The sequence below is a fragment of the Vibrio sp. QJM3NY_15 genome (assembly GCF_057785995.1).
Map to the genome: position 1 here is coordinate 333,572 of NZ_CM173517.1, position 12,373 is coordinate 345,944.

Below are 12,373 nucleotides of genomic sequence, written 5' to 3' on the forward strand. Positions count from 1 at the left end.
ATATATTATAAAGACAGTATTAAATTGGAAAAAGCCGCGTTTATCGCGGCTTTTTGTTACCTAGAATTCTTAACGCTTTATTTACAACGTCAATTTATAGTATAAGTAGCAATACGGTATAATGTGAGTTGAAAAGGATTTCGTTATTCATGAGATATACCCCCACACTAAAATTGAGCACTCGCTTAGTCGCCTTTGTCACCGTGAGTGTCATCAGTGCGATGTTCATTCTTTTTATCGGCGGGACACTTTCTTTTAAGCGTATCGGGCAAGAATATTTAGACCACTATTTGGTGGGTATTGTCGACGTTGTAGATAAAGAGATGGAAGATCCTGACGCCGCGTATTCAATGCAGCGTTGGATGCCTAAGATGTTGCAGGCGAGCAACATTGTAGAGATGAAACTCTCAAACAAAACCGGCATTGTGTATCGCTTCAAAGATACCTCTCCTCAGATTGATCCTAATCGACTTTATGAAAAAAGCTTTGTCCTTGAGCGCAATGAAGGTTATCGAATTGAGTTTAAGGCTCTTCCTCCTTATATAGGCTATAGCTATTCGCTTGAAGCCATGTGGTCAATTACTTTAGCGGTTGCTCTCATTATTTTCTGTTTAGCCCGTGGTGTTCGATGGCTCAAAGAGCAGTTGATGGGTTCAGAAATGCTAGAGGAACGAGGAAGAATGCTTCTTGCTGGGCAAGTTGAAGCTCATGCTAAAGGGGATGAGCGGGAATGGCCCTATACGGCAAGTGAAGCGCTTGATGTGTTAATTGAAGAGCTACAAGATGCTCGTCAAGAAAGAAGCCGGTTTGATACCTTTATTCGCACCCATACCTTCTTAGATAAGCTGACAGGTACAGCCAATCGCGTTCTATTTGATAACAAGCTCGAATCGGCATTGCATGAAAGTGGTGCTCGGGGCGGCGTTTTACTGATACGTATTGATGAATGGGGTCAGGTTCGTGATGTGAACGACAAGCAAATCACCGATGGCTTTATTATTGAAGTCGGTGAAGTATTGTCGAATATTGTTCAGCGCTACCCCGATGTTATTTTCTCTCGTTATTATGAAGCGGACTTCGCTGTATTTATCCCACATCAGGGAGCAAAAGATATTGCGACGTTGGCGGCTCAATGCTTAAGGCAGTTAGATAAGTTAACCCCGCCGGAACCTCTGGAATCGGATAACTGGTGCCATATTGGTGTGACCATGTACACGGAAGGTGAGCGCCATAGCCAGATCATGGATGAAACGGAAACCGCGCTAAAAAGTGCTCAGTTAGAGCGCATCAATAACTGGAGCCGCTACCCTAAATCAAATAAAAATGAGCTTGATCGCGGCAGTGTTCGTTGGAGAACATTACTCGATAAAGCTTTGCTCCCAGAAAATTTAGTAATCTTTGCTCAGCGATGTTACCTTATGCCGGAATCTGGTCAAGCTAATGAATTACATAGAGAAATATTCATTAGAATTCAGGACCCTGAAAAGGGTTTATTGAAATCATCTCGCTTTATGCCAGCTGTCGAGCAAGTCGGTTATCAAGCTCAAATGGATCAATCGGTTCTGAAGGTGATGTTGAAGTTGGTGAAAGAATCCACTCAACCTATACATTATTCGATTAATTTGAATGTGACTCCATTTGCTAATAAGCAGCACTTTAAATGGTTTAGAAGTGAGTTGTTACAGCTCTCTGCCTTGCATCGCTCTCTGCTTGCATTCGAATTTCCTGAAGGGCATTTGATTGCTCATTTAGATTATATGAGACCGGTGGCAAAGATGTTGTCGGGGTTAGGGTGTACAGTGATTGTTGGTCAAGCAGGGCGAACCATTGTTAGCACTCACTATATAAAAGATTTAAAGGTCAATTATATTAAGCTTCATCGAAGTCTTATTAAGAAAATAGACCAAAGACATGAGAATCAACTGTTTGTTCGCAGCTTGATTGGGGCGTGTGGTGATTCACCAACTCAAGTGATTGCTGTTGGGGTCGAGACAAAACAAGAAAAGAACACTTTGATAGAGTTAGGCATCAATGGTTATCAAGGTCGATATTTTGAAGAAGAGCAACAAATCATTCCTTTGCCTCATCAAGGCGAAAAGGCAGTAAAAACCGAATCCGTAGTAAAAGTCGGTCGAAGAAATCGATGGCGTAAGAGTAGTAATTAAGCATGAATTTCAAAGCGATTTTAGACAAGGTAAGGCCAACGAGTAATAAAGGCAGTGCTCAAGTTGTTATGTTGGCCAATGATGCCATTTACATTTCACCGACAGAGCAATCCCCTCAAATTACTTGTATCTCATTGGTTAATGGGGATTGGGAAAGCGCGCTGAAACAGTCTCTCAATAGTGAGGCGTTTACTAGTGGCAGCCTTCAGCTGATCGTATGTGCCAATTATTACCAAACCTACCAAATAGATAAGCCTGATATTCCAGAGAACGAATGGTCGGTTGCGCTGCCATTCTTATTGAAAGATCTTGTTTCTGAGCGAGTGACGGATATTACCGCGAGCGCGGTGGCATTACCGACCTCGAACAAACTGCAAGTTTATGTTTTACCTAAGAAGCTATTAGATAAGCTCCTTATTGTGACCAATTCGGTACAGGTTGAGCTCAAAGGTATTGTCCCTGAAGATGAAATCTGGGGGTACAGTGCGGGTGAGCTCTCTAACTTTATTCTTCTTCAACGTAGTCAGAACGCACACTTTAAGTTAGGTGCTTTTGTTGAGCATACGGTTTGTTTTCAAAGAACGATTCGGAGTGTAGTTCCACCATTAACTGGAGTGGCTTCAAGTGCCTTACAGCTTGATGGTTTAGCATTAGAGTTACAGCGTTCAATTGATTACCTTTCCTCTCAAATTAAAGGCACTCAACTTCACCAGCTCAAAATCTGCTGTGATGAAGAGGATGAAGCCGAACTGCAAAGCGTCCTAAACGACACGTTAAGTTCGAGTGTTTCTTTGTTAGTAGACAAGGATCGTGAAAATTCAGAAAGCTTGCTGGTTCAACTTGCGGCAGAGAAAAATGATTTTAACGTTAACCTTTACCCTGAACATCTAAAGCCCCAAAAAGAGTATTTTACTCTCGCGAATGTTGTCGCGAGTTGGGCGATCATCAGTGTGCTGCTTCTCGGTAGTTATTTTGTGATGCAATATCAAGTCTCCAATCTGGACGCAGAATTAACCACTTTGCAACATGACTCCAAGCAGATTAACAAGCAAGTTAACCAGTTGAATAGTCAGCTAACTCAACATAAACCGTCACCAGAGAAAGTGGCTGCCGTTGCGCGTCTCAAATGTGAGACTCAAGCAAAAAAAGAAGCGTTGAAGGCGGTAGGGCAATACGACGAATCACAGCAAGTCGGGTATTCTGGCGTCATGAATGCCTTAGCTAAATTAGGGCGAAATGATATCTCACTTTCGAACATCTATATGACTCACGATACCTTAGATTTGAGAGGCTTTGCACGTAACGCAAATGTCGTTCCAAACTGGATTGGCCAATTTCAAAGCGAACTAAATTTAGTCGGACGAACGTTCGAAAAATTAAAAATCGGTCGCAATGATCAAGACGTGGTGACTTTTGAATTGAGTACTCGTAGGGAGAGCAAATAGTGCAACAGTGGAATCAGCTTAGCGATAAGTTTCTTGCATTAAGTCAAAGAGAAAAATGGCTGCTTTTCGTATGTGGTTTTGTTGGTCTAGCTATGTTGATTTTTACGCTGCTGGTTGAGCCTGCGTACCTCGATTTACAAGCTAAAAAAGCTAAGTCGATGAGTTTGACTCAGTCAAATCAAAGACAGCAGGGTGAGCTGCTGGTGATTCAAGCCAAGCTGAACAAAGACCCGGATAAAGAGGTTAATCTAGAGTACAAAAAACTGCTGGTGGAGAGCCAAGACCTTTCTGTTCAGTTATCAGAAATCATTGATGGATTGATCTCGCCTTCTCAAATGTCACAGTTGTTAGAAAGTGTGCTCAACGCTGGTAGTGGATTAAAGCTTGAATCTTTAGAGTCATTAAAACCAGAACCGATTTCGAATAATAAAGAAACCAGTGAGTACTCGGGCTACTTTCTTCATCCGGTAAGAATGGAGCTGACGGGGAGCTACTTTAGTATTTCAGCTTACCTTCAAGCGCTTGAGTCTCTGCCTGTGAGTTATTACTGGCGCACATTTAAATACTCGGTAGAAGAGTACCCAAATGCTCGACTTGTGTTTGAGGTTTATACGCTAGGTACCAGACAGGAGTTTATCGGTGGTTAGAATTATCCTGTTGTCCCTACTTTTTTGTGGACAAGTAGCATGGGCTGAACAAGATCCCACGGCGCCATTAGGCTGGTTAACGCCACAGAAAGCTGTGCCAGCTAAAAAAGCGCCGACTCAGTATCGTCTACCGTCATTAGAGAGCATTGTTTGTAAAGGTGATACACCTTGTTATGCGATTCTAAATGGTCAAATTCTCGCTCAAGGAGAAACGGTCAGAGGGTATCGAGTTAAGAATATCGATCCAGAATACGTCACTCTGCAGAGAAACTCTAAGCAATGGAAATTAGAGATGTTCTCTTTAGATATTAAGAATAATTAAGGTTTGAGTGAAGACATGCGTAAACTTGTAGTAGCAATTCTAGTGTCATCTTTAGTCGGTTGTTCAATGGGGCATCGTGACCCTGTTGAGATAAAAGAGTCTTTGAACGAATCCATTAATGAAGCTAATAGTAAAGCACTTCATGAGCTTCCTTCATCGGTTCAAGATGACCTCATGCCACAACTTGATTCAGACTCTATGTCTCCGAATATGGAAACGGTTAAGCGCTTTCGTATTCAGGCGAACGGTGTCGAAGCAAGAACCTTCTTTGCTAGCTTAGTTAAAGGTACTGAATACAGTGCTGCTATTCACCCAAGCGTGGCTGGAAACCTTACGTTAAATCTAACCGATGTGACGCTAGATGAAGTGTTGGCTGTTGCTCAAGATATGTATGGCTACGATATTGAGAAGCGTGGCAAAGTGATTCAGGTTTACCCTGCCGGCCTTCGAACGGTAACGATTCCTGTCGATTACTTACAAGTGAAGCGTTCTGGTCGCTCATTAACGACGATTACCACCGGCACGATCTCTAACTCAGACTCTAACTCTTCAAGCTCTTCAAATTCGAACTCAAACTCATCGAATTCATCTAACTCTTCTAATTCGTCCAATTCATCGAATTCGACGTCGAATGGCGGAACAGAGATTGAAACGACATCTGAAAGTGATTTTTGGCCACAGCTTGAAGCTGCAGTTGCTCACCTAATCGGATCTGGTGAAGGACAAAGTGTTGTGGTTACCCCACAAGCCAGTGTCATTACGGTACGCGCTTACCCTGATGAAATTCGTGAAGTTCGAGAGTTTTTAGGTATTTCTCAGAAACGCTTGCAGCGTCAAGTTATCTTAGAAGCCAAGATCATGGAAGTGACCTTGAGTGATGGCTATCAACAGGGGATTAGCTGGTCTAATTTGTCTAAGTCGATTGGTAGCGGCGGTGTTGTAATTGACCGACCTGGTGGAACATTGCCTCCCTTAGATGCAATCAGCTCTTTGTTAGGCGGACAAACCAACGTAACCATTTCAGATGGCAGTTTTGAAGCAGTTTTGAGCTTTATGGATACTCAAGGTGACTTGAATGTTCTGTCTAGCCCGCGAGTAACAGCGGCGAATAACCAAAAAGCGGTTATCAAAGTGGGTACTGATGAGTATTACGTAACAGATTTATCAAGCTCGGTAGGAAGTGGTGATAACGCCAATGTTGCTCCTGAAGTCGAGCTAACTCCGTTCTTCTCTGGTATCTCTTTGGATGTGACTCCGCAGATAGACGATAAAGGTAGCGTATTCTTACATGTTCACCCTGCCGTTATTGAGGTCGAGGAAGAAGTGAAAGAGCTCAACCTAGGTTCAACAACGGGCTTGGTACAACTTCCTTTGGCGAAAAGCTCTATTCGTGAGTCTGACTCAGTCATTCGCGCAAAAGATGGCGATGTGGTTGTGATTGGTGGTTTGATGAAATCTAACACCAGTGATGTGACGTCTAAAGTTCCATTCCTTGGTGATATCCCAGCACTCGGCCACTTGTTCCGTAACACCAGTCAATTAACTCAAAAAACTGAGCTTGTGATCTTATTGAAACCGACCATTGTGGGCGTCAATACTTGGCAGTCTGAGTTGGAGCGTTCTCGTGATCTTCTACAAGAATGGTTCCCCGATGAAGAGTAGCCATTCATCTTCTCCATGTAGATTGGCAGCGCTGAATTAAGGTAGGTCACCTTATGTATCAAGCTCATTTTGGCTTTGAACAACTGCCGTTTACTTTAACGCCGAATACCGACTTCTTTTATGGTTTGGCTCCTCACTTTGAGGCGATTCAAACGGTTATCTCGGCGTTAGAGATGGGTGAGGGCGTGATAAAGGTTACTGGTGAGGTCGGTACGGGAAAAACGATGGTATGCCGAATGTTGGTGAACCATCTACAAGACTGTACTGCGCTAATCTACCTTCCCAACCCAATGTTATCAGGTGCTGACTTACGTCAAGCCGTCGCTAAAGAGCTTGATGTTGTAGTCGAGAACGAAGCAACCTTAGTCGATAGCATTCAGCATAAATTGATTGAGTTGCACAGCTCAGGGCTAAGAGTTGTCGCGATACTCGATGAAGCTCAAGCTCTATCGGATGAGGCGCTCGAAACATTAAGGTTGTTCGGAAATTTAGAGACAGAAGATAAGAAATTATTACAAATAGTGTTACTCGGACAGCCTGAATTGGATACTCGCTTGGAGGCTTATCATCTTAGGCAGTTTCGTCAAAGAATCAGTTTTAGCTCAACACTGAGGCCGCTTAATCTTGACGAAGCGGTGGCTTATATCGATAACCGAATAACCAAATCGGGTGGCAATCAAAACCTATTTTGTTTGAATCATAAAAAAGCAATCTGGCGCTCTTCTTTAGGAATTCCAAGGTTGATTAATCAGTTGTGTCACAAAGCCTTATTGCTTTCGTTTAGCGAAGATAAAAAAACGCTTGAAAACCAACACCTATTTGCTGCAATGCACGAGACATATGATGTATGTAAGCCTAAATTTAAAACGCCAATACTGTGGGGTTGGAATTAATTATGAGCGTCATTAATAACGCCTTGTCTGAATTGGCAAAGAAAGAATCAACAACATCGATAGAAGCGGCTGTTGTGCCTAAAGTCAAAACTCGCTCGCCATTGGTTTGGGTTGTGGGTGGCTTTACCTTAAGTTTGGCAATGGGCGGCTGGGCGGTGTCACAAGCCCCTAAACTTGATAACCCCATTTCAGTAAGTGCTCCACAAGTAGAGGTGTCGCTTGTCGATAGTTCGGGGCAAGTTAATCGTGTTGTTACGCCAGCAATGCCTTTGTCACCAACCCAAAAACTGGTTGCTGTCGATTCTGAACTTACGTCAGTGACATCTCATTCTATGGTTGAAAAACCTCAAGCACCTGTAACAACTCAATTTATAGCCGCTAAGTCGCGAATAGACCAGTCAAAAAATCAAACAGCCCCTAAAGCGTTAAAAGTCGCTCCTCAAGAGCCGATTTATGTGGCAAGCGTATCGAAACAAAAGTCTTCGTCAATTAATGAGCTGACGAGTGTAGAAACGCCTGCAGCAGCATCAGAAAATTCAGCTGGCAATGGCATGTTGATCGAGCAGATTGAACTGACTTCTCAACAGCTATCCGATAATGCAGTAGGCCGAGCTCAGAAAGCCCTCGATGCGAACGATCTTGCAGGTGCTCTGAAAGGTTATACCGAAGCTCTGCGTTACGCCCCTAGGAATGAGGATGTTCGCCAGAAACTTGCGATTCTCTATTTTGGTAAGGGTGATACTCGTAAAGCTTATGAGCTTTATCAATCCGGTATCAAGCTTAATACCAATAGTGAAAAGCTACGTCTAGGTTTATCAAAATTGCTCGTCAAAGCGAATCAAGCGGAAGCCGCCTTGAGTCCATTAGTACATTTACCGCCCAATCCGACCAAAGATTATTTAGCAATGCGTGCGGCTTTGAGTCAAAAATCGCAGCAAGAAGAGATTGCCTTAGAGAGTTATAAAAAGTTGGTCGAAGTCGATTCAGCCAATGCTCGCTGGTGGCTAGGTCTTGCGATTCAACAAGAGCGACAGCTTGATTTTAGTACTGCTAAAGAGTCATACCAAGGCGCTTTAACCCGAGTTGGAATCTCATCTCAATCGCAAAACTTTGTCCGTGACAGATTAAAAATAATCGATGCCTTAGAGGAGAACGACGATGCAAATTAGATTAAGAAAGCGACTTGGTGATTTGCTCGTAGAAGAAGGCATCATTACCGAGGCTCAAGTTGCACAAGCACTGGCCGCTCAGAAAAGTACCGGACGTAAGCTTGGTGATGCCTTGATTGAACTTGGCTTCTTGTCTGAACAGCAGATGCTGAGTTTTTTGTCTCAGCAGCTAGCGATTCCTCTGATTGATTTAAGTAGAGCTGTGGTCGATGTAGAAGCGGTTCAGCTTTTACCCGAGGTACATGCTCGTCGCCTTCGTGCATTGGTGATTGGACGTCAAGGCGATACGTTACGTGTCGCCATGAGTGATCCTGCCGATCTGTTTGCTCAGGAATCATTACTTGGTCAACTAGGCGATTACGCACTTGAATTTGTTGTCGCTCAAGAGAGACAGTTAGTCGATGGTTTTGACCGTTATTACCGTCGAACCAAAGAGATCGCTTCTTTTGCCGAGCAGCTGCATGCCGAGCACCAAGTTAATGATGCCTTTGATTTTGATATCGCTGGTGAAGACAGCGATGAAGTGACGGTTGTTAAACTCATCAACTCTTTGTTTGAGGATGCAATCCAAGTTGGTGCTTCTGATATCCATATTGAGCCCGATTCAAACGTCTTGCGTCTTCGTCAACGTATTGATGGTGTGCTGCATGAAACGCTATTGAATGAAGTGAATATTGCCTCTGCTTTGGTACTGCGCTTGAAGTTGATGGCAAACTTGGATATTTCCGAGAAACGTTTGCCTCAAGATGGTCGTTTCAATATTCGAGCTAAAGGCCAGTCGGTTGATATTCGTATGTCGACCATGCCGGTACAACATGGCGAGTCTGTGGTGATGCGTTTGCTTAACCAATCAGCAGGCTTACGTAAGCTAGAAGCATCGGGTATCCCCAATGACCTTCTTGTTCGTCTTCGCCAACAATTACGCCGTCCTCATGGCATGATCTTGGTTACTGGCCCAACAGGTTCTGGTAAAACGACGACCTTATATGGTGCGTTAAGCGAGTTAAACGAACCGGGTAAAAAGATCATTACTGCGGAAGATCCGGTCGAATACCGTCTTCCTCGCGTAAACCAGGTTCAGGTAAACCCTAAGATCAACCTAGATTTCTCGACGGTATTGAGAACCTTTCTACGTCAGGATCCCGATATCATTCTTATTGGTGAGATGCGTGATCATGAAACCGTTGAGATTGGCCTAAGAGCAGCCTTAACCGGTCACTTAGTATTAAGTACGCTCCATACCAACGATGCAGTAGATAGCGCACTGCGTATGATGGACATGGGGGCTCCAGGTTATCTAGTGGCAAGTGCCGTGAGAGCGGTTGTCGCACAGCGATTAGTTCGTAAAGTGTGTACTGATTGTAAGGTCGATGACGAACTAGATGAGCCTCGTAAGCAATGGTTGAGTGTACGTTTCCCAAATCAAGTCGATGTGCCCTTCATGAAGGGACGTGGTTGTCAGAACTGTAATTTGACGGGTTACCGCGGGCGTATTGGTGTTTTTGAAATGCTAGAGCTAGAGCAAAACATGATGGATGCGCTCAGAGCTAATGACGCTGTTGGTTTCGCTCAAACGGCTAGACAGTCTGACAATTACAAACCGTTATTGGCTTCTGCGATGGAACTGGCTTTGCAAGGTGTCGTGAGCCTCGATGAGATCATGCACCTTGGTGAAGGCGATGCCTCCGGTGCAACCGATCCAATTTATCTGTAAGGGTAGACTAGTATGCCAACGTATCGTTATGTAGGACGCAGTTCTGATGGCAGTCAAGTGACTGGTCAGTTGGATGCGAATAACGAAGATCTTGCTGCTGAAAGCTTGATGAGCAAGGGGATCATTCCTACCTCTATCAAATTGGGGAAAAGTGGCGGATCAGTGTTAGATATGGATGTATCTAGCCTGTTTTCTCCTAATGTGCCTTTAGAAGTATTAGTTCTATTTTGCCGACAGTTATACAGCCTCACTAAAGCGGGTGTTCCATTATTGAGGTCGATGAAAGGCCTAACCCAAAACTGCGAAAACAAACAGTTGAAAGCGGCTTTAGAAGACGTGGTTGCAGAGTTAACCAATGGTCGTGGATTATCGGCATCGATGCAGATGCACCCAAAAGTATTTAGCCCGCTGTTTGTATCTATGATCGGTGTTGGTGAAAACACCGGTCGTTTAGATCAGGCTTTGCTGCAATTAGCTGGATACTACGAACAGGAAGTTGAGACTCGTAAGCGAATCAAGACCGCGATGCGTTATCCAACTTTTGTTATCAGCTTTATTTTGATTGCGATGTTCATTCTTAACATCAAGGTGATTCCACAGTTTTCTAGTATGTTCGCGCGCTTCGGTGTCGACTTGCCACTGCCAACTCGTATCCTGATTGGTATGTCCGAGTTCTTTGTAAATTATTGGGGCTTAATGCTCGCGGTTATTTTCGGTCTTATCTTTGCGTTTAAAGCATGGGTTAAAACAGACAAAGGGCTGGAAAAGTGGGATAGGTTGCGTTTAAAAATGCCGGTTATTGGTGGTGTTGTGAATCGAGCGCTACTGTCGCGCTTTTCACGTACTTTTGCACTAATGCTAAAAGCGGGTGTACCACTTAACCAATCATTAGCGTTATCGGCTGAGGCTTTGGACAATCGCTTTCTAGAACTGCGAGTTCAAGCCATGAAATCAGCAATCGAAGCGGGTAGTACAGTTTCATCTACCGCGATCAACAGCGAAATTTTCACACCGCTCGTGATACAAATGATTTCAGTGGGTGAAGAAACAGGTCGCATTGATGAGTTGCTTCTTGAAGTGGCTGATTTTTACGATCGAGAGGTCGATTACGATCTGAAGACTTTAACGGCCAGAATTGAACCGATTCTGTTGACGGTAGTTGCGGGCATGGTGCTGATTTTAGCGCTAGGTATTTTCTTACCTATGTGGGGAATGCTGGATGCAATCAAAGGTTAGGGAATGCTAAATAACCTACGGCGCTCACGTTTTGTTATTTGGAGTGTGGTTATTCTTTTTCTGATTGTAGGCCTACTTTCGGCATCGAAAACGGTAGAAGAGGAAGCGACTAACACGGCATTTATCGTGGCGAGTAAGCAAATGCTAGAGCGAGCCAATCGTTTCAAGCAGCAGTATTTATTAACGGGTGTTGAGCGAAATGGTATTTCAGAGCAACCAAGGTTATATAGCCGAACGGGTTGGATAATGCCGATCCAAGGCTCGGAACGGGACTGCAATTATTGGCTGGATCAATTGTATCCTCAGGAGAGCATTTTAGGGCTAAGCTCTCCAAGTGTTGAAGATAAAAGTGATAACATACAGTTTCATTGTAGTTATCATTATAGTGATAAGTATCAGATAGATATATTGCTCAAAAAAGAAAGATTTAGTGTTAAAGCCAATATTTTGGCTTTGTGAAAATATTGACAGTTTTTGTATGGTTTTATACGAGCGTGAATGTATAATGCGCGTTAATAATTAGATGAGTAGGTAGAAAATGCTTAAGAATCAAAAGGGTTTCTCCCTTGTCGAATTAGTCATAGTGATTGTGGTCGTTGGTTTATTGGCGGTGGCTGCTTTACCTCGTTTTCTCGATGTGACAGATGAAGCCAAGAAATCAAGCATTGAAGGTGTCGCTGGTGGTTTTGCAACGGCAGTTTTGTCAGCAAGAGCACAGTGGGAAGCAGAAGCGCGACCATCAGAGAAGATAGGTGTTGAAACATACAATACTGTAAATTATGATGGTGTTGATTTTTGGTTAACAAGATCAAAAAACAGTAACAACGAAGATACCGACTTTCGAGACGGCTATCCATGGACTCTGAATAATAATTCTAGCACCGCGCCACAAGACATTTCAGATAAAACATGTTCTGAATTGATGGAAAACTTGCTGCAAAATCCACCTAAAGTTGGTGCGATTTCAGATGTTGCAAGTGACTCAAATTACAAATATTCAGCGCAAGCGAATTCAGGTGATGCAACGTGTACTTACGTTCAATTAGAAGGTAGTACCGAGCACCAATTCGTTTACGAAATTAAAACTGGTCGTGTGACCGTAACTTTGCAGTAAGTCTGC

11 protein-coding genes are annotated in these 12,373 nt (G+C 43.5%); all 11 read left to right on the forward strand.

What is annotated here, in order from left to right:
• The first annotated feature begins 149 nt into the window (after nt 1-149).
• The 11 genes from csrD to AC3CKG_RS01580 all read left to right on the forward strand — a co-directional run bounded on the left by csrD (nt 150) and on the right by AC3CKG_RS01580 (nt 12,367).
• Nucleotides 150-2,165 (forward strand): RNase E specificity factor CsrD, encoded by a 2,016-nt coding sequence (gene csrD, locus AC3CKG_RS01530; protein WP_102558882.1) that lies wholly within the window; start codon nt 150-152, stop codon nt 2,163-2,165.
• A gap of 2 nt (nt 2,166-2,167) precedes the next feature.
• Nucleotides 2,168-3,610 (forward strand): MSHA biogenesis protein MshI, encoded by a 1,443-nt coding sequence (locus tag AC3CKG_RS01535; protein ID WP_488528720.1) that lies wholly within the window; start codon nt 2,168-2,170, stop codon nt 3,608-3,610.
• The gene (locus AC3CKG_RS01540; RefSeq protein ID WP_488528721.1) at nt 3,610-4,257 is read left to right on the forward strand and encodes an MSHA biogenesis protein MshJ; all 648 of its coding nucleotides are present in this window, start codon (nt 3,610-3,612) and stop codon (nt 4,255-4,257) included. The genes AC3CKG_RS01535 and AC3CKG_RS01540 overlap by 1 nt, the downstream gene beginning before the upstream one ends.
• A complete protein-coding gene (locus AC3CKG_RS01545; protein ID WP_488528722.1) occupies nt 4,250-4,579 on the forward strand; it encodes an MSHA biogenesis protein MshK in 330 nt (109 codons plus the stop codon). The genes AC3CKG_RS01540 and AC3CKG_RS01545 overlap by 8 nt, the downstream gene beginning before the upstream one ends.
• 15 nt (nt 4,580-4,594) lie before the next feature.
• Nucleotides 4,595-6,241 carry a pilus (MSHA type) biogenesis protein MshL gene (gene mshL, locus AC3CKG_RS01550; RefSeq protein ID WP_076670540.1) on the forward strand — a complete coding sequence of 549 codons (1,647 nt, stop codon included), beginning with the start codon at nt 4,595-4,597 and terminating at the stop codon, nt 6,239-6,241.
• 53 nt (nt 6,242-6,294) lie between these two features.
• Complete coding sequence (locus AC3CKG_RS01555; RefSeq protein ID WP_488528723.1) at nt 6,295-7,134, forward strand: ExeA family protein; 840 nt, start codon at nt 6,295-6,297, stop codon at nt 7,132-7,134.
• Between the two features lie 2 nt (nt 7,135-7,136).
• Entirely contained in the window at nt 7,137-8,303 is a 1,167-nt protein-coding gene (locus tag AC3CKG_RS01560) for a tetratricopeptide repeat protein (RefSeq protein WP_488528724.1), read from the forward strand.
• Nucleotides 8,293-10,017 carry an MSHA fimbrial ATPase MshE gene (mshE, locus tag AC3CKG_RS01565; RefSeq protein ID WP_102311266.1) on the forward strand — a complete coding sequence of 575 codons (1,725 nt, stop codon included), beginning with the start codon at nt 8,293-8,295 and terminating at the stop codon, nt 10,015-10,017. The genes AC3CKG_RS01560 and mshE overlap by 11 nt, the downstream gene beginning before the upstream one ends.
• A 12-nt stretch (nt 10,018-10,029) precedes the next feature.
• Complete coding sequence (locus AC3CKG_RS01570; protein ID WP_065105532.1) at nt 10,030-11,253, forward strand: type II secretion system F family protein; 1,224 nt, start codon at nt 10,030-10,032, stop codon at nt 11,251-11,253.
• Between the two features lie 3 nt (nt 11,254-11,256).
• A complete protein-coding gene (locus AC3CKG_RS01575) occupies nt 11,257-11,712 on the forward strand; it encodes an MSHA biogenesis protein MshF (RefSeq protein WP_229634131.1) in 456 nt (151 codons plus the stop codon).
• Between the two features lie 79 nt (nt 11,713-11,791).
• Complete coding sequence (locus AC3CKG_RS01580) at nt 11,792-12,367, forward strand: prepilin-type N-terminal cleavage/methylation domain-containing protein (RefSeq protein WP_102281902.1); 576 nt, start codon at nt 11,792-11,794, stop codon at nt 12,365-12,367.
• The last annotated feature ends 6 nt before the right edge of the window (nt 12,368-12,373 follow it).

Excerpts from the sequence above, each read along its gene's own strand:
- csrD (WP_102558882.1), top strand. The coding sequence starts at position 150 with ATGAGATATACCCCCACACTAAAATTGAGCACTCGCTTAGTCGCCTTT.
- AC3CKG_RS01535 (WP_488528720.1), top strand. The coding sequence starts at position 2,168 with ATGAATTTCAAAGCGATTTTAGACAAGGTAAGGCCAACGAGTAATAAA.
- mshL (WP_076670540.1), top strand. The coding sequence starts at position 4,595 with ATGCGTAAACTTGTAGTAGCAATTCTAGTGTCATCTTTAGTCGGTTGT.
- AC3CKG_RS01555 (WP_488528723.1), top strand. The coding sequence starts at position 6,295 with ATGTATCAAGCTCATTTTGGCTTTGAACAACTGCCGTTTACTTTAACG.
- AC3CKG_RS01560 (WP_488528724.1), top strand. The coding sequence starts at position 7,137 with ATGAGCGTCATTAATAACGCCTTGTCTGAATTGGCAAAGAAAGAATCA.
- mshE (WP_102311266.1), top strand. The coding sequence starts at position 8,293 with ATGCAAATTAGATTAAGAAAGCGACTTGGTGATTTGCTCGTAGAAGAA.
- AC3CKG_RS01570 (WP_065105532.1), top strand. The coding sequence starts at position 10,030 with ATGCCAACGTATCGTTATGTAGGACGCAGTTCTGATGGCAGTCAAGTG.
- AC3CKG_RS01575 (WP_229634131.1), top strand. The coding sequence starts at position 11,257 with ATGCTAAATAACCTACGGCGCTCACGTTTTGTTATTTGGAGTGTGGTT.
- AC3CKG_RS01580 (WP_102281902.1), top strand. The coding sequence starts at position 11,792 with ATGCTTAAGAATCAAAAGGGTTTCTCCCTTGTCGAATTAGTCATAGTG.